We start from the raw sequence: 24331 nt of genomic DNA on the forward strand, positions 1-24331 counted from the left end.
AGCGTCAATTCATCCTCGCCGTCAGCTCTGCGGATCCCACTGGTCGGCCGGCGGCGCGCTGAGCGTCCGGAACCAGCTGTAGTGGTAATTGGCCGACACCGTATCCCCCGTCGCGATGCCCTCGGTCGCAGCCAGCAGCATGCAGTTCAGCACCACGGCGGTATCGGTGTCGGGATACTGCGCCAACAACTGGTAGCGCAGGGTGTCCAGATGTACCCGCAGAAGGTCGATTTCGGCGTCGACCACGCCGGTTCCGGTGGATCCGGCCCTGGCCAGGGTGTTGGCCATGCGCGGCAGCCCATCACGCCAATGGGTGGCCTCGCTGAGCTGCCAGCCGAGATCCTCGATGGGCGCCAGCTCCCGGGGCTGCACCGAGGCGTCCGTCTCACCGAAGTCACTTGCCCAGCCGAGACGATCACCGGGACTGTAGGAGGCCGACTCCGTCGGGGTCCCCAGCAGCGCGGTGGCCGTCCCGGTGCGCCGGCCCGGCTCGAGCAGCTGCACCCCGGCCGGGAGCTCGATCCCCGACGGGATCCACCCGTTGGCGACATCGGTGACCAGCAACGTTCTTCCGTCGGCGAAGGTGCCGATGGCCCAGCGCAGCGCCGGTTCCTGACGGGCCACAAAGGCCAGCAGGCGCTGCAGCCGCTGCTCGCTGGACTCGGTGACCGCCGGTTGTATCGGTTGCGGGGGAGGCGGCGCCGGGGCCGGCTCGGGGGCTACCGGGATGACGGCGGTCAGGTCTTCGCGCGCCTCCGTCAGCGGTATGGCGACGGGCTCAGAAGCGACGGGCGGCACCCCGAACACCTCGGCGACCTCGGGAATCGGTGGCGGTGGCGGAGCCACTTCGACCGGCGGCGGAGTCGGCGTCGGCTCCGCGAAATCGAGAGACTCGACGACGAGGCCTTCGGGCATCCGGTGGCGGGCCGATCTCGCGCGCCGTTTGCCGCCCTCCCGGGGAGGTTCGGGCGAGCGGAACCGCTCGGGTTCGGGCGGGGCGGGCGGAAGCTGCTCGGGGGGCTCGACGGGCGCCGGAGCCGCATTGAGGCTGACGTATTCCGTGCCGAACTCCAGGGCCTCCTTGTGGAGCTGGCGAACCGTCGATTCCACCCGCAGGACCGCGAACGCCCGGGCGACATTGATGACCCTGGCCTCCGCGGTCTGTCGCGCCTGCCCGGCGAGGTCGGATCGGCCGATCGCGTGCAGCTTTTCGTTCGCCGATCTGGCGATGCGTTGCAGATCCGCGTTCAGGTAGTCGGCGAGCGGGGCCGTCTCCGGGGTGATGGTCGCCAGCTCGGCCGGCCACAGGCCGCCGAGCACCCAGGCGCTACAGTCCACCGGAGCGCTGAAGGCCGGGATCGCGAGCGATTCCCGAGCCGCGCTCCGCAGGCGCTGGCGCGCCGACCGTCGACCGAAGATTGCCACCGCGCAAGCCTACCGTTGCCGCTGGGCCGCCCAGCCGGAATCTCGACTCCGCCGAATCCGCCGTGCACCACCGGCAGCCGATCATTCACAACCGGTGCGTGCCGTGAATTGTCAGCCCAACACCAGGTCGGTAGCGTGCAGTCCATGGCCGACGTCGGGTCCCCCGCCACCGGGTGTGCAGCGCAGCTGAGCGAAGTACTCGCCCTGCTGGCCCGCGCTCGGAACCTGTTCGGCGACATGGTGGTTGATCCTCCCGCCGACATCGCGCCGCGGGCCGATGCAGCCGGGCGCTGGGTGCTTTAACGTCCGATACCCTCACCGGACCGATGGCCGGCGTGCAGTTGGTGGCTCAGCAGGCGCCCGGTGGCAACCCGGAGATCGTCGTGGGTCGGCACCGCCGCCGAGGGAGCGTGCCCGGTGGTGACGATCTCGCCGCGGATCTCCAACGCCGCCTTGAGAAACGACACGTCCGCGGCCAACACGATGGCCTCGGCCAGGCGATGGGCGTCGGCCGACATGGCCTCCTCAGTGAGCACCACACTGTGCAGATAACCGCCGCGGCAGGACCGGAACAGCACATCACCACTTGGATGCGTGGTGTCGAACGCCGGGTTCGGTTCAGTCATCAGCGCCCATCGGTGAGGTGCCGGAAGGCCTTGGCCGCGTCTTCTTCATGCTTGTTCCACGTTGCCACGGCCAGGTTCAGATTGTCCGACACTTGCCCATGTTCGCTCGACTGGTCGTCGTAGCAGTCCTTGCGGGCGTCGAGTAACTCCCCGGCCGCCCGACGAAAGTCCCCGTAGATCGGTCCGAGCGCACCCAGGCTCGTCTGGATTCCCTCGTGAGATGCCGTGACGGTGGCCAGATACTCCGATGCCTGCCGGTGATTGCCGGCGGCATTGGTCAGAACGCCCTGATCGACGTGGATCTTCTCTGGCATCTCTTACCTCCCTGGCTAGTCGACGATGACGGGTGGAACGCGGATTTTCAAGCTCGCAGGCCGCGCAGATATGCCGCCAGCCGGGTCGGAGCCGGTTCACCGGCCGCGGTGGGCTCCCCGATTCGCAGGTGCTGCCAGCCCAGGAATCCGGGCCCGCGCAGATTGCCGGCGAGGTGGATCTGTCCGTCGAGCAGTGCTTTGCCGTCGCCCACGGCCACCGCATGGCGGTCGGTGAACACCCCGATGTCACCGGGCCGCAGCCGGGCCTGGTCGACCGGCGCCGTCACCGGGATTCCGGGCGGGGGGATGTCAATCTGTTGGCGGCGGAACGCCTCTGCGACGGGCGTCCCATCGGCGGCGGCCTGCATCGCCGCGGCTAATCGCGCATCGGCGACGGTGGTCGTCGCGCCGTCGGGCAGCGTCACGGTGACCGGACCGTCGGGGAGCGCGGTCTCCGACGGCGTGTCCCCGTCGGTCATCGCGTCCTCGGCGGTGGCGTCGTCGGACGGCGCCGCCTGCTCCGGCTCGATCCCGTCATCGCCGGATGTATCGGCCAGGGCCGGTCCGGACAGCGATTCCGCCGGCGGAAACCCTGCCGGAATGGCGGCGGGCATCGCACCGAACCCCGGTCCGTCACCACCGAGGCCGGGAACCATCGGAATCGCGGGGGCCTCCGAGGGCCGCTGGGGCAAAAGCTGGTAACCCTCCTGCGGATCGCCTTCGGGCAGCGGATCGAGGTAGGCATCCTCATCGCCGTCCGGCGGGAACGGCACCGCCGCCGGCGGGTCGTCGTCGGGTCCGGGCGTCGGCTCGACGGGCGCGGGACCGGCGCGGTCGGCCTGTCCCGCATACAACGCCGTCAACGCGATGGCCAACGCCTGTTTGGACATGTCGTCATCGTTGGCCTCTTCGACCACCCTGACGATTTCGGCGAGTTTGGCGATCAGGAATCGCTGGAATTCCCGCGCCCCGGCGGCGGTGCCCAGATCCCAGGCTTGTGCGGCGCCGGCAATTTCCGTCTCCAGGTCGTCCAGGCGCCGGCGGCCCTCCAGGGTGGTCTTGTGCGCATGCCGGAGCGCTTCGATGATCTGCCGGTCGAACTCCGCGGTCGCCGACAGCTGGCGCGCCAGTGCGGCTTCGGCGGTCTTCATCGCCCGCGCCGCACGGCCCTGCTGTTCCTCGCCCGGCGGTGGCGGCACCGATCCCAGTCCGGTCAGGATGCGGTCGTAGCCCGCCTCCGGCAGTGGCAGGGTAAGCCCCGCCTGCGCCATGCGCGTCACCTCGCCCCCGCCGCCGGCCCGTTCGATCCTGCGGATCGCATCGAGCACGTCGTCGCGGGTCGTCATGTTCTCAGCCCAACGCCGGTGCGCCGGGCCGCTGTTCAGCTGCTGACCGCTCCATGCCCGGTGACTGTACCGACGCCGCGATGGACCGACAATTCACCCGCCGGCCCGGTGTGGACAGCTCGATCACGGCAGCGGACGCCGGATCGCCACATGGGCCCCCAGCGGACTGATCTGCACGCTCGCGCCCGCGTGCGGGGCTTCAACCACCATGTTGCCGCCGATCGCCAGCTGAACGTGGCCGGTACTGGGAAACACCAGATCGCCGGGGCGAATCTGGGAGCGCGGCACCGGGATTCCGTCGTGAATCTGGGTGTAGGTGGTTCGTGACAGCGGCACTCCGGCCTGGGCGTAGGCCCACTGGGTCAGCCCCGAGCAGTCGAATCGGTCCGGCCCGGTGGCGCCCCAGACATAGGGCCTTCCCAACCTCGACAGCGCGGCGCGAACCGCCGCTCCGGCGCGAGTGTTTGGTAGCCGCAACCGATCCGGGCCCGGCACCCGGTGCCTCGAGCGGTAGCGGAGCCGTCGCAGCCCCGCCTGATGCGCCTGTGCGCGGCGTCGGGCCGACAGCACGTGGGCCCGCTGGGCGCGCAACCGTGCCGCCCGTCGGCGCATCGCCTCCCGCTGAGCCAACGGGGTGTCCGGGTCGACGGCCGCGTCGGCGCGGGCCGCCGCCACGACGCCCCCGGTCTGCTGGCCGGCCCGGGCGTGGTCGGCGACCACGGCGGCGAGCACGGCCGTTGCAGCGGCATCGGTCCGGGCGTTCGCCGCCAACCGATCCCGCTGGGCGAGCACCGCTCGGCGGTAACGGTCGTGGCCCGGGCCGGTCTCCCACTGCGCGCTTCGTTCGAGCAGGTCGACATATCGATCCAGTCCGGCATCCAGGGAGACCGGTTGCAAACGGGCCGCGAACAGCTGGTGGGCGCGGTTGAGTACCTCCACGTCACCATCGATCACCGTTGCCTCCTCCGTCAGCGCCCGCCGGCGAATCCGATGCCGCGTCGACGAACGCCCGCACTCGGGCCAGCGCGCCCGGCGGGATGACTCCCCGGTTGCGGATGTCCCACAGCTCCTCGACGCCGACACCGACCAGTGCTGCGATCACCGGCTCGGGTAGCGAGGACCGCGCACATGCGTCGTCGAACCGGGCGGTCAGGCTGGCGGGCATCCGCTGCAGCAGGTCGCTGCGGATGGCTTCCAGGTCCTGCAGGTGCCCCATGAGCCGGGCGGCGTGGTCTCCGCCGGCGTTGACGGCGACCCGCCAGGAGCTCGCCGCCAGCATCTCCGCCTTCACGCACTGCGCGATCACGGAAAGAATATACGTCTCGTATTCGTCTGATGCTTCCGAGGGCAATCTGGCGATCACCGAACGCAACGCGTCGAGCTGCGCCTCGGCGTACCCCTCGAGCACTTCGGTGTCGCTGTGGCGGTCGACGACGACGGCCGTGCCGGCCCGGGCCGCCGATGGCCGGGGCCCGCTCGCGGACACCAGCTGGGCCAGTTCGGCGTCGGGATCTTCGGCGACCAGCAGCCGAGAATAGGTGCCCGGCGGCAGGCCGAGACCATTTTCAACCTTCTGAACTGTGCCTTTGTGGGGTTTGCGGGCACCGCGCTCCAAATAGCTCAGGCCCATGATGCTGACGCCGGTGGCGGCGGCGAGGTCGGCCAGCGACCAGTCCCGCGCCTCGCGCAGTGCCCGAATGGCCGCGCCCGCTGACTCGCGGCTCACCGTCGCGCCCCGACCATGTCCGGATACTACACAGCCCCGGCCGCAGCGACTTACATATATGTTTTTATCCACTTTCTGTTGCGTTCGTCCTCTTCGTTCGTATACGTTTCCATCTACGTTATCCGCTCCGTTCCTACGAGGAGGTCCTCCCGATGGCACCCCCCTGCTCCGCGAACCCGGAACTGTGGTTCGGCTACCCCGACGCCGACGGCGCCGACGGGGCCGCCAAGGCCCGGGCCTACGAACAGTCCTCCACCGAGGCGCGGCTGCTGTGCCTGCGCCGCTGCCCGCTGGCACAGCAACGCCGATGCGCCGCACTCGCCGTCGAACGCAGCGAGGAGTACGGCGTATGGGCCGGCGTGAAGCTCCCCGGCGGCCAGTACCGCAAGCGAGCCGAGCTCGCCCGCGCCCACGCGGTCCTGCGGGCGATCGCCGCCGGTGAGATCAACAGCCGCGAGCTCCCCGACAACCAGGCGCTGTTGACCAACCACGAGCAAGAGCGGCTGCCGGTGACAGCGGCCGTCTTTCACCTGCCCGCCGGCCGGATCGGCTCCCCCTCGGCAGCATGACCGGTAATGTCACCGGCGCGGTCTGGTCTGCGGCGCGGAGGTGGGCGGTTGAGCAACCTGGAGGCCTCCTCGGCTGAATTCGCCTGTGCCCCGGGCCCTGCCGACGGGATTGCGGTCCTGACCCCGCGTGACGTGCCGCTGGGTGGACCCCGCGCGATGCGGGTGCGCCGCACCCTGCCGCAGCGGGACCGCTCGCTGATCGGCGCCTGGTGCTTCGTGGACCACTACGGGCCGCAGGACCTCGGCCGCGACGGCGGTATGGACGTTCCTCCGCACCCGCACACCGGGCTGCAGACGGCGACCTGGCTGTTCAGTGGGCTGGTCGAACACCGCGACAGCGCAGGCGTGCACGCGCTGGTTCGCCCCGGCGAGCTGAACCTGATGACCGCGGGCGCGGGCATCTGCCACTCCGAGGTCTCCGTCGACCCGCGATCGGCGCCCTTCCTGCACGGGGTACAACTGTGGGTGGCGCTGCCGGACTCCGCACGATTCGCCGGGCGCGACTTCAACCACTTTGCGCCCGAAGCTGTTTCCCTGCCCGGCGGCACGGTGCTGGTGTTTCTCGGCGAGCTGGCCGGGCACCGCTCCCCCGTTCCGTCCTTCACTCCCCTGCTGGGCGCCCAGGTCGATCTGGACCCACGAAGCGACCTCGCGCTCGACGTCGATCCGGCATTCGAGCACGGCGTGCTGTGCGATCAGGGTGCGGTCAGTCTGGGCGGGGTCACCCTGGGTGTCGGCGAGTTGGGCTACCAGGGCCCGGGCCGTACGGTGTTGGCGCTGCGCAACGCCGCCGGCTCCCCCGCCCGGGTGCTGCTGCTGGGCGGGGTGCCGTTCGGTGAGGAACTGGTGCTGTGGTGGAACTTCATCGGCCGCAGCCATGAGGAGATCGTCGAGTTCCGGCGCCGGTGGCAAGACGGCGACGAGCGCTTCGGCGAGGTCCGCGGCTACCAGGGTCGGCTGGATCGGCTGCCCGCACCGCCCCTGCCACCGGTTCGGCTGCGGCCCCGGCGCCCAGGCGGGCCGCAGCGGCCGTGAACGCTACGGCGTGAGAAGCACTTTCACGACCTCGCCGGATCGGGCGGCGACAGCCCGGTAGGCATCGGCCGCGGCGTCCAGCGGCATCTCGGTGGTGAAGATCCCGGCCACCGAGAGCCTGCCGGATTGCAGCAGGGGGATCAGCTGCGGCCAGGTCTGCTGGACCGGGGCGGTGGTCATCCGCAGCGTGACGCTGCGCAACAGCGCCGGCAAGGCCGGGAACGGAAACGGCTGCAGGTCATGCACCCCGACCACTGACACCGTTCCGCCGGCCCGGACCGCCGTGAGGGCGTCCGACATCGTCACGTCGGAGCCGACCGCATCGATCACCGCGTCCACCCCGCGCCCGCCGCTCAGCTCCATCGCCGCGACCGTCGTCGACGGCTCCGCCGGGGTGATCCCCATCGCTACCGCCCGCTCGCGTCGCTGCTCTACCGGGTCGACGCCGAGAACCGTTGCCGCACCGAGCAACAGCGCGCTGCGCGCCGCGCACAGCCCCACTGCCCCCAACCCGATCACGGCCACCGTCCCTCCGACCGGTATGTCGGCGCGCAACGCCGCCGCCCATCCGGTGGCGAGGTTGTCGGTGAGCAGCAGCGCTTCCTCGTCGCAGAGCCCGTCGGGTATGGGGGCGAGCTGAAAGTCGGCTCCCGGTACGGCCAGCAGCTCGGACTGCGCCCCGCCCAGGGCGCCCGACCCGAAGATCTGCGGACCGGAGTGACATCGGATCGGGTCACGGGTGGCGCACCCGGCGCAGTGCCCACAGCCAGCCACCGAGGACACCATCACCCGGTCGCCGACGCGCACCGTGGCCACCTCGGGACCGGCCTCGACGACGGTGCCGATCGCCTCATGGCCCAGCGGCACCGGGTCGACAATGGGGTAGTCGCCGTCGTAGAAGTGCAGATCCGAGCCGCAGATCGCGGTCGCGGTCACCGCGACCACGGCGCCGTCGGCGCCGGGCAGCCCGGGGTCGGGGCGGGTGTCGACTCGGACCGAACCGGGCGCATCGATTACGACACTGCGCATGTGTTCATCCTTCGGTTAGCGCTTGCACTTTGCCGAGCACGTCGGGGTAGCGCTTCAGGTGCGCGCCGCCGTTGATGTCGAAGGCGGACCCGGTGATCCAGGTGGCTCGCTTCGAGGTCAGGAATTCCACCGCGTCGGCGATGTCGTCGGGGACTCCGGCCCGCCCGAGCGGGGTGTTCTCGATGTACTCGTCGGTGAGGCCGGGCACCATCGCCAGACCGGCGACCAGGGGAGTGTCGACCAGGCCGGGGGAGACCGCGTTGACCCGGATGCCGCGGGCGGCCAACTCCAGGGCGGCCACCTGGATCAGCATCAGCACGCCGGCCTTGGCGCTGCAGTAGGCGGCCATCGCGGTCCCCGGTTGCCGGCCGTTCAGCGAGGAGACGGCGACGATGCTGCCGCCGTCCTCCAGGGTGCGGGCCGCATGCTTGATCACCAGCATGGTGCCGGTCAGGCAGACGTCGATGGTGGCCTGCCAGCCGGCCAACTCGATGTCGGGGATCGCGCCGATGATCGACATCCCCGCGCAACTGACCACGGTGCGCAGCGGTCCGGCTTCGCAGGCGGCCGCGAAGGCTGCGGCGACGCTGGCTTCGTCGGTCACGTCGGCGGTCACGGCGCCGGCCGCCTGCCCGAGCTCGGCGGCCCGCTGCCGTGCTGCCTCGGCGTTGATGTCGGCGATCACCACATGATCGCCACGAGCGGCCAGTGCGTGCGCGGTGGCCAGCCCGATTCCGGAGGCGCCGCCGACGATCAGGGCGACCGGTGCGCGCCCGGTCATGCCGGTGATCCGGTCGTCACAAGGTATTCGCGTTGCCGGTCGGGGCGTACCCACAGGACGTCCGCGCCGACATCGCTGCCTTCGGCCACCAGCACGCGTTTGAGGATCTTGTTGGTGGCCGTGGCGGGCAGTCGCGGGGTCAGCCGGACGTAGCGCGGCCACGCCTTGGGGGACAGATCCTCTTGGGCGGCAAGAAAATCGGAGAATTCGGTGTCAGTCAGCTCGGCGTCGTCGCGCAGCACCAGCGCGGCCATCACCTGGTCGCCGACAGCACCGTCGTCGGGGACGGCGTACACCGCGGCCTGGTTGATGGCGGGGTGACGCATCAGGATGCGTTCGACCGGCGCGGCCGCGAGGTTCTCACCGTCGACCCGCATCCAGTCCGCGGTGCGGCCGGCCAGATAGATCCAGCCGTCGGCGTCGGCGTAGGCGAGATCACCCGACCAGTACATGCCGCCGCGCATCCGCTCGGCGGTGGCCAGCTCATTGTTGTAGTAGCCCGAGAAGAACCCCGCCCCGGTCGTGTTGACCAGTTCCCCGATCGCCTCGTCCGGGTTGGTCAGCATCCCGTGTTCGTCGAAGATCGCGGGCGGGCATTCGGCGACGGGATCGCTCTGGTAGATCGCCACACCGGGGAATCCACGGCCCACCGAGCCGGGCGGGGTGCCCTCGTCGCGGGTGATGGTGACGGCGTTCTCGGTCGATCCGAAAGCGTCGACCACCTGAACGCCGAACCGCCGGGCGAATTCGCCGATGTCGCGCTCGGATGCCTCGTTGCCGAAGGCGACCCGCAGGGGATTGTCGGCGTCGTCGGGCTGCTCCGGGTGGGCCAGGACATAGGCGAGCGGCTTACCGACGTAGTTCATGTAGGTGGCGCCGTAGCAGCGGACATCGGCCAGGAACCGTGAGGCGGAGAACTTCGCCGGCGCCATAGCCGCGCCGGCGGCCACCGCGGGGCCGAAGCCGGCGGCGATCGCGTTGGAGTGAAACAGCGGCATCGACAGGTACACGACGTCGTCGGGCCCGAGCGCGAACCTCTCGGTGAGAGACTGCCCGGCGACCAGCACCATCAGGTGGTTGACCAGGACGGCTTTCGGGTCGCCGCTGGTGCCCGAGGTGAAGATCATCATGAACGGGTCGGCCGCCTGCACCCGGCGGTGCGGGGTCAGCTCGCCGGCGCCGTCGCAAGCCCGCCGCCAGGCCGGATCGTCGACATCGATGACGGTGACCCCGCTCAGGTCCAAGCCCTCGAGCATGGCGTGGTGTTCGGCATCGACCAGCAGCAGTTGTACGTCGGCGGTGCGCAGGTCGGCGGCCAGCGCCGATCCGCGCCGGGTGTCGTTGACCCCGCAGAGCACATAACCGCCCAGGGCGGCGCCGGCCACCGCGGTGAGCATCGCCGGCGTGTTGCCCAACAGCGCACCGACGTGCACCGGGCGGTCTACGTCGGCGCGAGCGAGCACCGCGGCGGCGTGCCGGGCCGCGCGGGCGATGTATTCGCGCCAGCTCCAGCGGATCTGATCGCCGCGGGCGTCGTTGTAGAGCACGGCCGGCCCGTCGGCGTCAGCCCGTTCGGTGAGCAGTTGTTGCATCGTCTCGGCCATGGCGCCCTCCTAACCCGTGACGGTAGCGGTCGGCGCGGCCAGATGCCGGGCCAAGAAGGCGATCTGATGGTCGACGACATGGTCGAACCAGTCACCGCCGGCGAAGACGTCGAAGTGATCGCACGGATAGTGCCGTACTTCGGCGCGGGCGGCGAACGCCGCCTTCGCCGCGGCCTGCGGGGGAGCGCCGCGGTCGAAGTCGGCGATCTGCACCAGCATCGGGCAGTTGATCGCCGCGGCGTGCTTGGCGGCCGGGCGGTAGCCGCCCAACTGCATACCGACTCCGGCGTCGACCTCATTGCGCCAGGTGGGTCCGGCCATCGCGGTGTACGCCTCGTAGTAGCCCTCGGCCGTCAGGGTGGCCAACTCGCCGGGCCGACCGACCAGGGGGATTGTCGCGGGGGGGCCGCCGGTCCGTTGGGCCAGCGCGCTGCGCCAGCCGGTCACCGTCGAGCGCAGCAGCGTCGATGGCCGGTGGTGCGGCAGCGCCGCGATGGCGGCAGCCGGGCCGCTGACGAGCGGAGTCAGCGCGACGGCGGCCGCCACCCCGGGCGTGGTGGCGGCCACCTCGAAGACGTGACCGCCGGCCAACGAGACGCCCCAGACCACGAGGCGCCGCGGATCGATACCGGGCCGGCCGGCCGCCGCGGCGCAGGCGGCGCGGAAGTCTGCGATTTGTTCCTTGGTCGAAATCCGTTGCCGGGGTTGGCCCTCCGACGCCCCGAAATAACGGTAGTCGAAGGCGAACGCGGCGAATCCGGCTGCACTCAACCGTTCGGCGAATGGGATCAGCCCCGAGTCGACCGTGCCGCCGAAACCGTGGCCGAGCACCACCACCGGGGCGCCGTTGTCGCCGGCGTGATTACCGACCGCCGGGAAGAACCGGCCGACGCACGTGGTGCCGTCGCTGTCGAAACGGACCGTGCTCACGCCGAGGCTCCCGTCTTGTCCACCCCGGCCCAGACCGGTGCGCCGAGTTCGGCGGCCCGCCGCACGCCGCCGGGGATCTCGGAGGTGCGCATGTCGTGTTCGTAGAGGAAGTAGTCCAGTTGCTGGGTGTGCCGCGGCCTGTCCAGCATGTGACCGGTGTACTTGCGCATGTCGGCGTCGATGACCCGGCGCATCTCGGTGACCGACGGCAGCCGGTAGCGTCCCGCGGCGTAGGCGCCGATCAGGCGGGCCTGGGCCTCCACGAAGGGGAACAGGGTCGGGGTGGCTTGGGCGAATCCGGCGAACACCAGGTCGTCGATGCCGGGGTAGAACATCCGCTTGTACAGATCGATCCGGTTGTCCGGTGCACTGATGAACTCCGGGTCGAAGAACGGGAAGGTGATGTTGTAGCCGGTGGCGTAGATGATGATGTCGAATTCGCCGCTGCTGCCATCGGTGAAATGCACTGTGTCGCCGTCCAACCGGCTGATATCGGGCTTCGGGACCACATCGCCGGAGCCCAGCCGCAACGGCAGCTCCACCGATTGGGTGGGGTGTGCCTCGAAGAACTTGTGATTAGGCGTCGGCAGGCCGACTTCCTCGGGCTGGCCGGCGATGAACGGCTGGGCCCATTGGGCGAACTTGCGCTGCCAGGAGAACGGCAGATAGGGACTGGTGCGGTAGTACTTGTCGGCGGGCTTGCCGGCCAGGTATTTCGGCACGATCCAGGCGCCGGAGCGCGTCGACAGGGTCAGGTCGTTGTCCAGCGCCTTCGACGACAGTTCCACGGCGATGTCGGCCGCGCTGTTGCCCAGGCCGACGACCAGGATGCGCTTGCCGGTGAACTCCAGTGGCGTCTTCGGGTCGATGTAATGGTGCGCGTGCAGGGCGTCACCGCTGAATTCACCCGGGAAGTCCGGGAAGCGCGGATCCCAGTGGTGGCCGTTGGCGACCACCAGCAGGTCGAAGCGGCGGCGCTGACCACCGGCCAGTTCCAGGTCCCACCCGCCGCCGGGCAGCCGCTGCGCGTGGGCGACCTCGGTGTTGAACGCGATGTTGCGTTTGAGCTCGAATGCCTCTGCGTAGGACTCCAGGTACTCCTTGACCAGCGTGTGGTGCAGGAAGTCCGGATAGTGGGGAGGCATCGGAAAGTCTTTGAAGGACAGCTGATGCTTCGAGGTGTCGATGTGCAGCGACCGGTAGGCGCTGGAGTGCCCGTTCGGATTGCCGAAGGCCCAATTGCCGCCGATCCGGTCGGAGGATTCGAAGCAGGTGTAGTCGATCGCGTAGTCGGAGAGCATCTTTCCGGCGGTCAGGCCGCTGATGCCGGCACCGATGATCGCGGTGCGTGGTGCGGACATGGGCGAGCCTCCGGCCGTCGGGGGAGTAGACAGATTCAGACGAGTGTCTACGCTATGCGTGGCAATAGTAGTACACAGATCCGTGGATCTGTCTACTCCCTTGTTACGCTTACCGACCAGGAGGTGGTCCGTGAACGCAAAGCCGGGGTCGGCGTCGTCGACAACCGATCGGCTCCTGGACGCGACCGAGCAACTGCTGGCCGACAAGGGGATTCGGGCCACCACGATGATCGACGTCGCCGAGCGCGCCGGGGTCTCTCGCGCCTGGCTGTACCGGAACTTCCCGGACAAGCCCGCCCTCGTGGGCGCCGCGATCATCCGGCTCGTCGAGACCAGTTGGGCGCAATCGCGCGCGGAGCTCACGACGCTGCCGGGTTTCGAGGAGCAGCTGGTGGCCGGCGTGCAGATCGGCCGCCGTGCCTACGACGACCCGGGCACGCTGCTGATGCGCCTGCGCACCGCCGAACCCGAGGAGTTCACCGCCTGCGCCGGAGCAGGGGTCCGCGGCTTGGTGCCCGACCTCGCGGCGTTCTGGTATCCGTTCCTGGAGTCCGCCGCCGCTACCGGAGATATCCACTGCGACACCGACTTACCCGAGGCCAGCGAATGGATCGCCCGGGTGATGATCAGTCTGGGCAGCGTCCCGGGTAATCACATGGACCCGGACGACCCGGCGGCGGTGCGGCGGCATCTGCGGCGGTACGTGCTGCCGGCGCTGCGGGTATCACCGCAGCCGGGCTGAGCTCGCAGGCAGTACGCATCGGCGGGTGGGGATTAATTTCGCCGCCTTGGCGTTGCAACAACCCATGGAACTACGCAATCAGGTCGCCCTGGTCACCGGCGGCACCGCTGGAATCGGTCTCGAATCGGCGCGTCTGCTGGCGGCCGAAGGCGCCGAGGTGGTGATCTCGGGTCGCGATGGCGAGCGCGGCGCGCGAGCGGTCGCCGAGATCGCCGGCAAGGTGACATTCGTTCAGGCCGATCTGAGCGATCTGGACGCGGTCACGCGGCTGGTCGGGCAGGCTGGCGAGGTCGACATCCTGGTCAACAACGCCGCGGTGTTCCCGGTCGCACCGACGCTCGAGCAAGACGTCGCGTCGTTTCAGCAGATGTTCGACACCAACGTGCGCGGCACCTATTTCCTGGTGGCCGAAGTAGCACGGGGCATGGTCGAACGCGGTCGGGGCAGCATCATCAACATCACCTCCACGGCCGCCTACAAGGGCTTCCCGGGCACCTCGGTCTACAGCGCCACCAAGGCCGCGCTGGCGTCGCTGACCCGCACCTGGGCCGCGGAGTTCGGCGCCAACGGTGTTCGCGTCAACAGTGTTTCGCCGGGGCCGACGCGGACGCCGGGCACCCTGGCATTGGGGGAGGTCATCGACGACATCGCGGCGACACTGCCGCTGGCGCGGACCGCGGGCCCCGAGGAGATCGCCCAGGCGGTGCTGTTCCTGGCCTCGCCGCGCGCCAGTTACGTCACCGGATCGACGCTCTACGTCGACGGCGGCGGTTCGGCGGTCTAGCGCTGCGCGCGGCGCCGGGCCCGGTGGCGCCGGCGAACGCCGTGGTGCCGGGGTGGATCCGGTCCGACGCTTGGCCCACCAACAGAAAAGCCCCGGCGAAGCCGGGGCTCTATCTGTCACTGATGACGCGACTCATCACAAAAAGTGGGCGAAGGGGGACTTGAACCCCCACGTCCCGAAGGACACTGGCACCTGAAGCCAGCGCGTCTGCCATTCCGCCACTCGCCCGAGCGACCGGGGGAGCCTATCACGGCCCCAGGAGGGTGCTTCCGACCGGTTTGGCAGCCGCGGCCCACCGTGGTGCAGGCCGCCGTGACCCCATCGTGACCTGCTCTTATCCGATTCTCCGCCGTACAAGGGTGCCGCGGCGGCACACCGGGTCGATACCATGTCCAGGGCGATGCAGCGCAGCGACACGCCGCGGCGACGCGTCCCCGGCACGACGAATTGACGGCGGCGAGTGAGGCGGCAGTTGATGGACAGCCAGCGCGGGCTGGTTCAGCGCATCGAGCGCAGGCTCGAATCCGCCGTGGAGGATGCGATGGCCAGGGTCTTCGGTGGGGAAGTCGTCCCCGAGGAGGTCGAGGCCGCGTTGCGCCGGGAGGCCGCCGCGGGGGTGCGGGCGTTGGCCGGAAATCAGCTTTTGGCGCCCAACGAATACATCATTACCCTCGGTGTGGACGACTACAACAATGTGGGCGCCGACCAGGGCTCGACGTCGAAGGCCTTCGCCCGGCATTTAGCCGGATACATCGGCGAGCAGGGGTGGCAAACGTATGGTGATGTGGTTATCCGGTTCGAACAGTCCCCGAGCCTGCGCACCGGTCAGGTCCGCACGCGGGGCGCTGTCAACCCGGACGCTCGCCCCCACCACACGGTCAGTGAACCCCGCCCGCCACAATCAGATCATGCGTTTACCGCAGAATCAGGAGTGCCCCCGATGACCGATGACCCGAGCTACCGCGGCGCCCACGGGCAGCAGGACCGTCCCGGCGACGACTACTACGACCCGCGTTACGGGCGGCCGGCTGACGACGCTCGCGGCGGTCAGGACCCCCGTGGCCACTACGCCCCGGAGCCCGAGCCCTACCAGCAGGACCAGCGCGGTGGCGGCTACCCCGACCAGGGCCCCGGCGGCCCGGGGGGCCCGGGGGGTTACGCCCCGCCGCGGCGGCCCGAGCAGGCGGGCTACCCCGAACAGGGCGGTTACCCCGAACAGGGTGGTTACCCCGAGCAAGGTGGTTACCCCGAGCAGGGCGGCTACCCCGGCGGCCAGGGCGGCTACCCGCCGCCGTCTTACGAGCAGCGCCCGCCGAGCGGCTACGGAGCCCCCGCCGGGTACGGCTCGGGCTACCCGCAGCAACAGCCTCCGCCGGCCTACCCCGGCGGCGGCCAGCCCGGGTACGGCGATTACGAGCGGCCCCCGGCCCGCCACGACGACTACGCCGGGTATCCCGAAGCCCAGCCCGAACAGCGTCCCTCCTACCCGGACCAGGGTGGTTACGACCAGGGCGCGCCGTCCTACGGTCGGCAGGACTACGGTCAGCCCGACTACCGCTACGGCGAAGCGCAGGGCGCCCCGGCCGGCTATGACTACGGCCCGCAGGGCGGCTACGGCGAAGCGCAGGCGGGCTACGACTACGGCCAGCCCCCGGCCGCCGGTGGCTATGACGCTCCGGGCGGCGGCTACGGCCAGCGCGCCTACTCGGCGCCGGCCTCGGTCACCCTGCAGCTCGATGACGGCAGCGGCCGCACCTACCAGCTGCACGAGGGCACCAACGTGGTGGGCCGCGGCCAAGACGCCCAGTTCCGGCTGCCGGACACCGGGGTGTCGCGCCGTCACCTGGAGATTCGCTGGGACGGCCGGGTCGCTCTGCTGTCCGACCTGAACTCCACCAACGGCACCACGGTGAACAACGCCCCCGTTCAGGAATGGCAGCTGGCCGACGGCGACGTGATCCGGCTCGGGCACTCCGAGATCATCGTCCGGGTCCACTAGGTACGACCGGAGCACACGCCCCCGGGAGAAGCAAAGCCCTCCCGCTTTGCCCTACGGCGACCCACGTCCAAGTATCGTGACTTAGCCGAAGTGCTCCGCCGTGAGCACGACATGGACGGCGCAAGGACGGAGAGGACGCCGGATGCAGGGACTGGTGCTGCAGCTGACGCGAGCCGGTTTTTTGACGTTGCTGTGGCTGTTCATCTGGTCGGTACTGCGGATACTGCGGACCGATATCTATGCACCGACCGGCGCGGTGATGGTTCGCCGCGGCCTGTCGATCCGGGGCGTGCTGCTGCCCTCGCGGCAGCAACGCACGGGAGCACGGCACCTGGTGGTGACCGAGGGCCCGTTGACCGGGGCCCGGATCGCGCTCAGCGACCAGCCGGTTCTGATCGGCCGCGCCGACGACTCGACTCTCGTGCTCACCGATGATTACGCCTCCACGCGGCACGCCCGACTATCTCAACGAGGCTCGGAATGGTATGTCGAAGACCTCGGCTCGACCAACGGCACCTACCTTGACAGGGTGAAGGTGACCACAGCGGTACGGGTTCCCATCGGGACGCCGATACGAATCGGCAAGACCGCGATCGAGCTCCGCCGGTGAGCCTGGTTCTGCGGTACGCCGCCCGCAGTGACCGCGGCCTGGTGCGCTCCAACAACGAGGACTCCGTGTATGCCGGGGCCCGGCTGCTGGCCCTGGCCGACGGCATGGGCGGGCACGCGGCCGGCGAAGTCGCGTCGCAGCTGGTGATCGCCGCGCTGGCCCACCTCGACGACGACGAGCCTGGCGGCGACCTGCTGGCGAAGTTGGAATCCGCGGTGCAGGAAGGTAACTCGGCGATCGCGGCCTATGTCGAGGAGCACCCCGAACTCGAGGGCATGGGCACCACGCTGACCGCGATCCTGTTCGCCGGCCCCCGGCTGGGACTGGCCCACATCGGCGACTCGCGCGGCTATCTGCTGCGCGACGGCGAGCTCAGCCAGATCACCAAGGACGACACCTTCGTTCAGACCCTGGTCGACGAGGGACGCATCACCTTGGAGGAGGCGCACAGCCATCCGCAGCGGTCCCTGATCATGCGGGCACTGACCGGCCACGAGGTGGAGCCGACGCTGATCATGCGCGAGGCGCAGGCCGGCGACCGTTACCTGCTGTGCTCCGACGGATTGAGCGACCCGGTGAGCACCGAGACCATCCATGAGGCGCTGGAGATTCCCGACGTCAATGAAAGCGCGCTGCGGCTGATCGAATTGGCGCTGCGCGGCGGTGGACCCGACAACGTGACGGTGGTGGTGGCCGACGTCGTCGACGTCGACTACGGCCAGACCCAGCCGATCCTGGCCGGGGCGGTCTCCGACAACGACGAGGACCACCTGACCGCCCTGAACACCGCCGCCGGACGGGCCTCGGCGATCTCCCCGCGCAAGACCGTCGCCAAGCGGGTGCTGCCGCGGATCGAAACCCTGACCGCACCGCCCCGGTCCCGGCGGCGCAAGATCATCGTCGCAGTGCTGCTGCTGATCCTGCTGGCCGCGGCGCTGCTGATCGGACGCGCGATCATCCGCACCAACTATTACGTCACCGCCTACGGCGGCACCGTGGCGATCATGCGCGGCGTGCAGGGTTCGATCCTCGGGCTGCCGCTGCAGGAGCCCTACCTGCTCGGCTGCCTCGACAGCCGCGGCGATCTGGTGCAGATCAGCTTCAGTCAGTCCGGTGACAAGCTGGCCTGCCGGCTGATGACGTTGCAGGATCTGCGGCTGCCGGCCCGCCAGCAGGTCAGCAATGGCCTGCCCGCCGGCACCCTCGACGACGCGATCACCCAGCTGCGCAACCTGGCCCGTGACTCCCTGCTGCCGCCGTGCCCGGCGCGAAGCACCGCCGGGAAGGCGGGCGACAGCGCTTCGACGCCCTCGCGCGCACCGGATCCCGGCCCGGCCCCGACCGGTCCCCGGCCCGGCCCGCCCCAGCCGACCCGGACTTCCGGGGTGCCACATCTGCCCACTCTGACCAACCTGCCGCCGGCCCCGCCAGAACCGGGGACCGACTGCCGGGCGGCCTCATGACCACACAGCCGCAGCCGCCGGTGGCGTTGACCCCGGTGCTGCCGGACCGACGCAACGCCGAGCTCCTGCTGCTGTGCTTCGCGACCACGATCATCGCGGTGGCGATGCTGATCGTCGAGGCCGGTCACGAACAGGGCCTGCGCTGGGATCTGGTCGGCTACGGGACGGCGTTTCTGGTGCTGTTCGCCTTCGCCCACCTGGTCATCCGGCGCTCGGCGCGCTACGCCGACCCGCTGCTGCTGCCGGTGGTGGCCCTGCTCAACGGCCTCGGACTGGTGATGATCCACCGCATCGATCTGGGCGCCGCGTTCGACGGCGCCGGCACCCGCCCCGGCGCCAGCGAGCAGATGCTGTGGACACTGGTCGGCGTCATCGTCTTCGCCCTGGTCCTGGAGTTGCTGAAGGACCACCGCCGGCTCGCCGGCAGCGGCTACGTCTGCGGGCTGGTGGGCCTGGTGCTGCTGGTGATCCCCGGCCTGTTGCCGGCCTCGCTGTCGGAGCGCCAGGGCGCCAAGATCTGGATCCGCCTGCCCGGCTTTTCGATTCAGCCCGCCGAGTTCTCCAAGATCCTGCTGCTGATCTTCTTCGCCGCGGTGCTGGTCTCCAAACGCCAGCTGTTCACCAGCGCCGGAAAGCACGTACTGGGAATGAACCTGCCGCGCCCCCGCGACCTGGCGCCGCTGCTGGCTGCCTGGGTGATCTCGGTCGGCGTGATGGCGTTCGAGAAGGACCTGGGCACCTCGCTGCTGTTGTATGCGTCGTTTCTGGTGATGGTGTACCTGGCCACCCGCCGGTTCAGCTGGATGCTGATCGGGATGTTGCTGTTCGTCGTCGGCAGCATCGCCGCGTACTTCATGTTCAGCCACGTCCGGGTGCGGGTGCAGACCTGGCTGGACCCGTTCGCCGACCCCGAAGGCGCCGGCTACCAGATGGTGCAGTCGCTGTTCAGCTTCGCCACCGGCGGCATCTTCGGGACCGGGCTGGGTAACGGCCAGCCCGGCTACGTGCCCGCGGCGTCGACGGACTTCATCATCGCCGCGTTCGGCGAGGAACTGGGTCTGGTCGGGCTGGCCGGCGTGCTGATCCTGTACACGATCGTGATCGTCCGCGGCATGCGCACGGCGATCGCGGTCCGCGACAGTTTCGGCAAGTTGCTGGCGGCCGGCTTGGCCGCCACCCTGGGCATCCAGCTGTTCATCGTGGTCGGCGGCGTCACAAAGCTGATTCCGCTGACCGGGCTCACCACGCCGTGGCTGTCCTACGGCGGGTCGTCGTTGCTGGCCAACTATGTGCTGCTGGCGATCGTGCTGCGTGTCTCGCACGCCGCCCGCCGCCCGCTGAGCACCCAGCCGCAGCGCACCTCCCCAATCGGCGATACCGGCACGGCGGTGATCGAGCGCGTATGAACACCTCCCTGCGCCGCGTCACGATGACCCTGATGGCGTTGATCGTGCTGCTGTTGGGTAACGCCACGCTGACCCAGGTCTTCGCCGCCGACGGGCTGCGCGCCGACCCGCGCAATCAGCGGGTGCTGCTCGACGAGTACTCCCGCCAGCGCGGCCAGATCACCGCCGCCGGGCAGCTGCTGGCCTACTCGGTGGCCACCGGCGACCGGATCAAATACCAGCGCATCTACCCCGACCCGGCCGTATACGCGCCGATCACCGGGTTCTACTCACTGCGGTATTCCAGCAGCGGTTTGGAGCGCGCCGAGGACACCGTGCTCAACGGATCGGATCCCCGGCTGTTCGGGCTGCGGCTGGCCGACTTCTTCACCGGCCGCAGCCCCCGCGGCGGCACCGTGGAGACCACCATCCGGCCGCGGGTGCAGCAGGCCGGCTGGGAGGCGATGCAGAAGGGCTGTTCCGGCGGCTGCCGCGGAGCGGTGGTGGCCTTGGAGCCGTCCACCGGCAAGGTCCTGGCGCTGGTGTCGGCACCGTCGTATGACCCCAACCAGTTGTCGTCGCATGATTCGGTGCAGCAGGGCCGGGCCTGGCAGCGGCTGCGCGACGACCCGCGCTCGCCGCTGACCAACCGCGCCATCAGTGAGACCTACCCGCCGGGCTCGACGTTCAAGGTGATCACCACCGCGGCGGCGCTGCAGTCCGGTGTCGGCGAGAACGAGCCGCTGACCAACGCGGCGCGCATCGCGCTGCCGGACAGCACCGTGACGCTGGAGAACTTCGGCGGGAATACCTGCGAAGGCAACGAAGCGACCGTCCCGCTGCGGGTGGCGTTCGCCCGATCCTGCAACACCGCCTTCGTCCAGCTCGGTCTCCGCACCGGCGCCGACGCCCTGCGGGCCGCCGCCCAGGGGTTCGGGCTGGACGTCACGCCCGAACCCATCCCGCTGCAGGTCGCCGAGTCCACCGTCGGCCCGATCCGCGACGCCGCCGCACTGGGGATGACCAGCATCGGCCAGAAGGATGTCGGGGTGACGCCGCTGAAGAACGCGGTGATCGCAGCGAGCATCGCCAACGGCGGGTTGACGATGCAGCCCTACCTGGTCGAGGGGCTGGAGGGGCCGGACTTGGCCGGCATCGCGACGACCCAACCGCGCGAAGTGCGCCGTGCGGTGTCCTCGCAGGTCGCGGCTAAGCTTACGGAACTGATGATCGACGCCGAAAAAGTGACCCAGCAGGAGGGGGCCATCCCGGGCGTACAGATCGCGTCGAAGACCGGCACCGCCGAGCACGGTCCCGATCCGCGGAACACTCCGCCGCACGCGTGGTACATCGCCTTCGCCCCGGCCAGTGCCCCCAAGGTGGCCGTCGCCGTCGTCGTGGAGGACGGCGGCGACCGCTTGGCGGCGACCGGCGGCGCGCTGGCCGCACCGATCGGCCGGGCCGTCATCGAAGCGGCACTGCAGGGGCGATCATGAGTCCTCAGGTCGGAGCGGCGCTGGCCGGCCGCTACCGGTTGCAGCGGCTCATCGCCACCGGCGGCATGGGCCAGGTGTGGGAGGCCGTCGACAACCGGCTGGGACGTCGGGTCGCGGTCAAGGTGCTCAAGCCGGAGTTCTCCTCCGACCCGGAGTTCATCGAACGGTTCCGCGCCGAGGCCCGCAACACCGCCATGCTCAACCACCCGGGCATCGCCAGCGTGCACGACTACGGCGAGACCGAGCTGGACGGCGAGGGCCGCACCGCGTTCCTGGTGATGGAGCTGGTCAACGGCGAGCCGCTGAACTCGGTGCTCAAACGGACCGGGCGCCTGTCGCTGCGGCACGCCCTGGACATGCTCGAGCAGACCGGCCGGGCGTTGCAGGTGGCACACAGCACCGGGCTGGTGCACCGCGACGTCAAACCGGGCAACATCATGATCACGCCCACCGGTCAGGTGAAGATCACCGACTTCGGTATCGCCAAGGCCGTCGACGCCGCGCCGGTCACCCAGACCGGAATGGTGATGGGCACCGCCCAGTACATCGCCCCCGAACAGGCACTCGGGCAGGACGCCACCGCGGCCAGCGATGTGTACTCGCTGGGTGTCGTCGGGTACGAAGTCCTGTGCGGGCGGCGCCCGTTCACCGGTGACGGCGCGCTGACCGTCGCCATGAAGCACATCAAGGAGCCGCCCCCGCCGCTGCCGGCCGAACTGCCGCCCAACGTGCGGGAACTCATCGAGATCACGCTGGCCAAGAACCCCGGCATGCGCTACCGCAGCGGCGGCCCCTTCGCCGACGCGGTCGCCGCGGTGCGCTCCGGTCGCCGGCCGCTGCGGCCCAGCCAATCGCTACCGGCCGGCCGTGCCGCGCCGTCGGCGATCCCGTCGACGGCCGCGACCCGGATCGCGCCACCGGTGTCCGCCCGGGCCACCGCGGCACGACGGGCCCGGACCGGCACCGGCAACCACCGCCCGCCAGCACCGCGGCGCACCTTCACCGCCGGGCAGCGCGCGCTGCTGTGGGCGGCCGGGGTGCTGGGCACGCTGGCGATCATCATCGCGGTGCTGATCGTGGTCAACGCCAAGAGCCCGGGCGGCTCGCTGGCGCCGGCCACCGTCACCGACACCGGTGGGCCGGTCGAGTCGTCGACCTCGGAGTCACAGCCCGCGGGGCCGCCCGCGCACTCCTCCGGCTGGACCTGGACCCGGGAAGCGCGATGACCACCCCGCAGCGGCTCTCCGACCGCTATGAGCTCGGCGAGATCCTCGGCTTCGGCGGAATGTCGGAGGTGCATCGCGCGGTCGACACCCGTCTGCACCGCGACGTGGCCGTCAAGGTGCTTCGTGCCGACCTGGCCCGCGACCCGAGCTTTTATCTGCGGTTCCGGCGGGAGGCGCAGAACGCGGCCGCGCTGAATCACCCCGCGATCGTCGCGGTGTACGACACCGGCGAGGCCGAGACCCCGGCCGGCCCGTTGCCCTACATCGTGATGGAGCTCGTCGAGGGCGTCACGCTGCGCGACATCGTGCACAACGAGGGCCCGATGCCGCCCACCCGCGCCATCGAGGTGATCGCCGACGCCTGCCAGGCGCTGAACTTCAGCCACCAGCACGGCATCATCCACCGCGACGTCAAGCCGGCCAACATCATGATCGACAAGCACAACGCGGTGAAGGTGATGGACTTCGGCATCGCCCGCGCCATCGCCGACGCCGGCAACAGCGTCACCCAGACCGCGGCGGTGATCGGCACCGCCCAGTATCTGTCGCCCGAGCAGGCCCGTGGCGACACCGTCGACGCCCGCTCGGATGTGTACTCGCTGGGCTGCGTGCTGTATGAAATCCTCACCGGCGACGCACCTTTCGTCGGCGACTCACCAGTGGCGGTGGCCTACCAGCACGTCCGCGAAGACCCGGTGCCGCCGTCGCACCGGCTACCCGGCCTGCCCGCCGACCTGGACGCGGTGGTGCTCAAAGCGCTGGCGAAGAACCCCGACAACCGCTACCAGACGGCCGCCGAGATGCGCACCGACCTGGTGCGGGTGCATAACGGGGAGAAGCCCGAGGCCCCCCGGGTGCTCACCGACGCCGACCGTGCCTCGATGCTGGCGGCCCGGCCGGGCGACGGCGGCGCGGGCCGCACCGACCCGCTGCCGCGCCAGGAACTCGACTTCGGCCACGAGCGGCCGGGTTCGGTGGGCCGGTGGTTGACCGCCGCGATCGTACTGGCGGTGCTGACCGTCATCGTCACGGTGTCGATCAACAGTTTCGGAGGCCGCACCCACCAGATCCAGGTTCCCGACGTGCGCGGTCGGGCTTCGGTCGATGCGATCGCCGAACTGCAGAACAAGGGCTTCAAGACGCGCACCGACCAGCGCGCCGACTCCGACGTCCCGCCGGATCATGTGATCAGCACCGATCCGCCGGCCGGCGCCCCGGCCAACAAGGGCGACAAGATCACCGTCAACGTGTCCTACGGACCCGAGCAACGCCAGCTGCCCGACGTGGCCTCGCTGAGCTACGCCGACGCGGTCAAGAAACTGACCGCCGCCGGATTCGGCAAGTTCAAGCAGGTCAACTCGCCGTCGACCCCGGAACTGAAGGACAAGGTGCTCGGCACCAACCCCCCGGCGAATCAGACCACCGCGATCACCAACGAGATCGTGATCGTGATCGGCAGCGGACCGGCCACCAAGCCCGTCCCCGACGTGACCGGGCAGACCGTGGAGCTGGCAAGTAAAAACCTGACCGTCTACGGCTTCACCAAGATCACCGAGGTGGTGGTCGACAGCCCACGCCCGGCCGGCGAGGTGATCGCCACCAACCCGCCGACCGGGGAGACCGCCCCCGTCGACGCGGTGATCGAGCTGCGGGTGTCCCGCGGCAACCAGTTCGTCATGCCGGATGTGACCGGGATGTTCTGGACCGATGCCGAACCGCAGCTCCGGGCGCTGGGTTGGACCGGCATGCTGATCAAGGGTGCCGACGTCGACGCCGGCGGCTCCGGCCACAACCGGGTGCTCTATCAGAGCCCGGCGGCGGGCCAGGGCGTCAACAACGACGGCAACATCACCCTGCGGTTCGGGCAGTAGCCGGGCCCA

Annotated in this window: 23 protein-coding genes and 1 tRNA gene; 12 read left to right on the forward strand and 12 right to left on the reverse strand. The window is 69.9% G+C overall.

Features of this window, described 5'->3' with window-relative positions; translation table 11 throughout:
• Nucleotides 1-21 precede the first annotated feature (21 nt).
• A complete protein-coding gene (locus tag G6N23_RS19975) occupies nucleotides 22-1425 on the reverse strand; it encodes a DUF5631 domain-containing protein (protein WP_085258840.1) in 1404 nt (467 codons plus the stop codon).
• A 144-nt stretch (nucleotides 1426-1569) separates the two neighbouring features.
• Here G6N23_RS19975 and G6N23_RS21495 point away from each other — a divergent pair, with 144 nt between their 5' ends.
• The gene (locus tag G6N23_RS21495) at nucleotides 1570-1728 is read left to right on the forward strand and encodes a hypothetical protein (RefSeq protein WP_170310053.1); all 159 of its coding nucleotides are present in this window, start codon (nucleotides 1570-1572) and stop codon (nucleotides 1726-1728) included.
• On the opposite strand, the gene G6N23_RS19980 is transcribed toward G6N23_RS21495, so the two are convergent.
• The 5 genes from G6N23_RS19980 to G6N23_RS20000 form a co-directional block, all read right to left on the reverse strand.
• Entirely contained in the window at nucleotides 1725-2051 is a 327-nt protein-coding gene (locus tag G6N23_RS19980; protein WP_085258841.1) for a DUF2694 family protein, read from the reverse strand. The genes G6N23_RS21495 and G6N23_RS19980 overlap by 4 nt on opposite strands.
• The gene (locus G6N23_RS19985) at nucleotides 2051-2365 is read right to left on the reverse strand and encodes a type VII secretion target (RefSeq protein WP_085258842.1); all 315 of its coding nucleotides are present in this window, start codon (nucleotides 2363-2365) and stop codon (nucleotides 2051-2053) included. Before G6N23_RS19985 ends, G6N23_RS19980 begins: the two co-directional genes overlap by 1 nt.
• A gap of 47 nt (nucleotides 2366-2412) precedes the next feature.
• A complete protein-coding gene (locus G6N23_RS19990; protein ID WP_085258843.1) occupies nucleotides 2413-3711 on the reverse strand; it encodes a DUF4226 domain-containing protein in 1299 nt (432 codons plus the stop codon).
• Between the two features lie 123 nt (nucleotides 3712-3834).
• Nucleotides 3835-4665 carry a C40 family peptidase gene (locus G6N23_RS19995; protein WP_085258844.1) on the reverse strand — a complete coding sequence of 277 codons (831 nt, stop codon included), beginning with the start codon at nucleotides 4663-4665 and terminating at the stop codon, nucleotides 3835-3837.
• Nucleotides 4652-5437, reverse strand: coding sequence for a helix-turn-helix domain-containing protein (locus G6N23_RS20000; RefSeq protein WP_085258845.1), 786 nt, complete (start codon nucleotides 5435-5437; stop codon nucleotides 4652-4654). Before G6N23_RS20000 ends, G6N23_RS19995 begins: the two co-directional genes overlap by 14 nt.
• A gap of 152 nt (nucleotides 5438-5589) precedes the next feature.
• On the opposite strand from G6N23_RS20000, the gene G6N23_RS20005 reads away from it, so the two are divergent.
• Nucleotides 5590-6006 carry a WhiB family transcriptional regulator gene (locus G6N23_RS20005; RefSeq protein WP_085258846.1) on the forward strand — a complete coding sequence of 139 codons (417 nt, stop codon included), beginning with the start codon at nucleotides 5590-5592 and terminating at the stop codon, nucleotides 6004-6006.
• A 48-nt stretch (nucleotides 6007-6054) separates the two neighbouring features.
• Nucleotides 6055-7041, forward strand: a complete 987-nt coding sequence (locus G6N23_RS20010) for a pirin family protein (RefSeq protein ID WP_085258847.1) — start codon at nucleotides 6055-6057, stop codon at nucleotides 7039-7041.
• A gap of 3 nt (nucleotides 7042-7044) precedes the next feature.
• On the opposite strand, the gene G6N23_RS20015 is transcribed toward G6N23_RS20010, so the two are convergent.
• From G6N23_RS20015 to G6N23_RS20035, 5 genes are read right to left on the reverse strand one after another with little or no spacing between them, the layout of a single operon-like run.
• Entirely contained in the window at nucleotides 7045-8070 is a 1026-nt protein-coding gene (locus G6N23_RS20015; RefSeq protein ID WP_085258848.1) for a zinc-binding dehydrogenase, read from the reverse strand.
• A 4-nt stretch (nucleotides 8071-8074) separates the two neighbouring features.
• On the reverse strand, nucleotides 8075-8851 hold the full coding sequence (locus G6N23_RS20020; protein ID WP_173674998.1) for an SDR family NAD(P)-dependent oxidoreductase: 777 nt from the start codon (nucleotides 8849-8851) through the stop codon (nucleotides 8075-8077).
• Nucleotides 8848-10455, reverse strand: a complete 1608-nt coding sequence (fadD1, locus tag G6N23_RS20025; protein ID WP_085258849.1) for a fatty-acid--CoA ligase FadD1 — start codon at nucleotides 10453-10455, stop codon at nucleotides 8848-8850. The genes G6N23_RS20020 and fadD1 overlap by 4 nt, the downstream gene beginning before the upstream one ends.
• A gap of 9 nt (nucleotides 10456-10464) precedes the next feature.
• Nucleotides 10465-11385, reverse strand: coding sequence for an alpha/beta hydrolase (locus G6N23_RS20030; protein ID WP_085258850.1), 921 nt, complete (start codon nucleotides 11383-11385; stop codon nucleotides 10465-10467).
• The gene (locus tag G6N23_RS20035) at nucleotides 11382-12746 is read right to left on the reverse strand and encodes a flavin-containing monooxygenase (RefSeq protein WP_085258851.1); all 1365 of its coding nucleotides are present in this window, start codon (nucleotides 12744-12746) and stop codon (nucleotides 11382-11384) included. Before G6N23_RS20035 ends, G6N23_RS20030 begins: the two co-directional genes overlap by 4 nt.
• A 130-nt stretch (nucleotides 12747-12876) precedes the next feature.
• Between G6N23_RS20035 and G6N23_RS20040 the strand changes: the two genes are divergently transcribed.
• Together G6N23_RS20040 and G6N23_RS20045 are read left to right on the forward strand one after the other, a co-directional pair.
• Nucleotides 12877-13488, forward strand: coding sequence for a TetR/AcrR family transcriptional regulator (locus G6N23_RS20040; protein WP_085258852.1), 612 nt, complete (start codon nucleotides 12877-12879; stop codon nucleotides 13486-13488).
• A gap of 64 nt (nucleotides 13489-13552) precedes the next feature.
• Entirely contained in the window at nucleotides 13553-14272 is a 720-nt protein-coding gene (locus G6N23_RS20045) for an SDR family NAD(P)-dependent oxidoreductase (RefSeq protein ID WP_085258853.1), read from the forward strand.
• Nucleotides 14273-14417: 145 nt separating this feature from the next.
• Here the strand turns inward: G6N23_RS20045 and G6N23_RS20050 are convergent.
• Nucleotides 14418-14500: transfer RNA gene (locus tag G6N23_RS20050), tRNA-Leu, on the reverse strand.
• 247 nt (nucleotides 14501-14747) lie between these two features.
• Between G6N23_RS20050 and G6N23_RS20055 the strand changes: the two genes are divergently transcribed.
• The 7 genes from G6N23_RS20055 to pknB all read left to right on the forward strand — a co-directional run bounded on the left by G6N23_RS20055 (nucleotide 14748) and on the right by pknB (nucleotide 24322).
• Nucleotides 14748-16271, forward strand: coding sequence for an FHA domain-containing protein (locus G6N23_RS20055; protein ID WP_085258854.1), 1524 nt, complete (start codon nucleotides 14748-14750; stop codon nucleotides 16269-16271).
• 142 nt (nucleotides 16272-16413) lie between these two features.
• Nucleotides 16414-16881 (forward strand): FHA domain-containing protein FhaB/FipA, encoded by a 468-nt coding sequence (locus tag G6N23_RS20060; protein ID WP_085258855.1) that lies wholly within the window; start codon nucleotides 16414-16416, stop codon nucleotides 16879-16881.
• Nucleotides 16878-18344, forward strand: coding sequence for a PP2C family protein-serine/threonine phosphatase (locus G6N23_RS20065; RefSeq protein ID WP_085258856.1), 1467 nt, complete (start codon nucleotides 16878-16880; stop codon nucleotides 18342-18344). The genes G6N23_RS20060 and G6N23_RS20065 overlap by 4 nt, the downstream gene beginning before the upstream one ends.
• The gene (locus tag G6N23_RS20070; protein ID WP_085258857.1) at nucleotides 18341-19750 is read left to right on the forward strand and encodes a peptidoglycan glycosyltransferase RodA; all 1410 of its coding nucleotides are present in this window, start codon (nucleotides 18341-18343) and stop codon (nucleotides 19748-19750) included. Before G6N23_RS20065 ends, G6N23_RS20070 begins: the two co-directional genes overlap by 4 nt.
• Nucleotides 19747-21225: a D,D-transpeptidase PbpA gene (gene pbpA / locus G6N23_RS20075; protein ID WP_085258858.1), complete on the forward strand. Its 1479-nt coding sequence runs from the start codon at nucleotides 19747-19749 to the stop codon at nucleotides 21223-21225. The genes G6N23_RS20070 and pbpA overlap by 4 nt, the downstream gene beginning before the upstream one ends.
• Nucleotides 21222-22451 carry a protein kinase domain-containing protein gene (locus G6N23_RS20080; RefSeq protein ID WP_085258859.1) on the forward strand — a complete coding sequence of 410 codons (1230 nt, stop codon included), beginning with the start codon at nucleotides 21222-21224 and terminating at the stop codon, nucleotides 22449-22451. Before pbpA ends, G6N23_RS20080 begins: the two co-directional genes overlap by 4 nt.
• On the forward strand, nucleotides 22448-24322 hold the full coding sequence (pknB, locus tag G6N23_RS20085) for a Stk1 family PASTA domain-containing Ser/Thr kinase (RefSeq protein WP_085258860.1): 1875 nt from the start codon (nucleotides 22448-22450) through the stop codon (nucleotides 24320-24322). Before G6N23_RS20080 ends, pknB begins: the two co-directional genes overlap by 4 nt.
• The last annotated feature ends 9 nt before the right edge of the window (nucleotides 24323-24331 follow it).

This window comes from Mycolicibacter terrae (genome assembly GCF_010727125.1).
Classification (GTDB): Bacteria; Actinomycetota; Actinomycetes; order Mycobacteriales; family Mycobacteriaceae; genus Mycobacterium; species Mycobacterium terrae.

What these genes read in the sequence shown, in the direction of transcription:
- G6N23_RS21495 (WP_170310053.1), top strand. Translation starts at nt 1,570, where the DNA reads ATGGCCGACGTCGGGTCCCCCGCCACCGGGTGTGCAGCGCAGCTGAGC.
- G6N23_RS19980 (WP_085258841.1), bottom strand. Translation starts at nt 2,051, where the DNA reads ATGACTGAACCGAACCCGGCGTTCGACACCACGCATCCAAGTGGTGAT.
- G6N23_RS19985 (WP_085258842.1), bottom strand. Translation starts at nt 2,365, where the DNA reads ATGCCAGAGAAGATCCACGTCGATCAGGGCGTTCTGACCAATGCCGCC.
- G6N23_RS19990 (WP_085258843.1), bottom strand. Translation starts at nt 3,711, where the DNA reads ATGACGACCCGCGACGACGTGCTCGATGCGATCCGCAGGATCGAACGG.
- G6N23_RS20005 (WP_085258846.1), top strand. Translation starts at nt 5,590, where the DNA reads ATGGCACCCCCCTGCTCCGCGAACCCGGAACTGTGGTTCGGCTACCCC.
- G6N23_RS20015 (WP_085258848.1), bottom strand. Translation starts at nt 8,070, where the DNA reads ATGCGCAGTGTCGTAATCGATGCGCCCGGTTCGGTCCGAGTCGACACC.
- G6N23_RS20020 (WP_173674998.1), bottom strand. Translation starts at nt 8,851, where the DNA reads ATGACCGGGCGCGCACCGGTCGCCCTGATCGTCGGCGGCGCCTCCGGA.
- fadD1 (WP_085258849.1), bottom strand. Translation starts at nt 10,455, where the DNA reads ATGGCCGAGACGATGCAACAACTGCTCACCGAACGGGCTGACGCCGAC.
- G6N23_RS20035 (WP_085258851.1), bottom strand. Translation starts at nt 12,746, where the DNA reads ATGTCCGCACCACGCACCGCGATCATCGGTGCCGGCATCAGCGGCCTG.
- G6N23_RS20045 (WP_085258853.1), top strand. Translation starts at nt 13,553, where the DNA reads ATGGAACTACGCAATCAGGTCGCCCTGGTCACCGGCGGCACCGCTGGA.
- G6N23_RS20055 (WP_085258854.1), top strand. Translation starts at nt 14,748, where the DNA reads ATGGACAGCCAGCGCGGGCTGGTTCAGCGCATCGAGCGCAGGCTCGAA.
- G6N23_RS20060 (WP_085258855.1), top strand. Translation starts at nt 16,414, where the DNA reads ATGCAGGGACTGGTGCTGCAGCTGACGCGAGCCGGTTTTTTGACGTTG.
- G6N23_RS20070 (WP_085258857.1), top strand. Translation starts at nt 18,341, where the DNA reads ATGACCACACAGCCGCAGCCGCCGGTGGCGTTGACCCCGGTGCTGCCG.
- pbpA (WP_085258858.1), top strand. Translation starts at nt 19,747, where the DNA reads ATGAACACCTCCCTGCGCCGCGTCACGATGACCCTGATGGCGTTGATC.
- G6N23_RS20080 (WP_085258859.1), top strand. Translation starts at nt 21,222, where the DNA reads ATGAGTCCTCAGGTCGGAGCGGCGCTGGCCGGCCGCTACCGGTTGCAG.
- pknB (WP_085258860.1), top strand. Translation starts at nt 22,448, where the DNA reads ATGACCACCCCGCAGCGGCTCTCCGACCGCTATGAGCTCGGCGAGATC.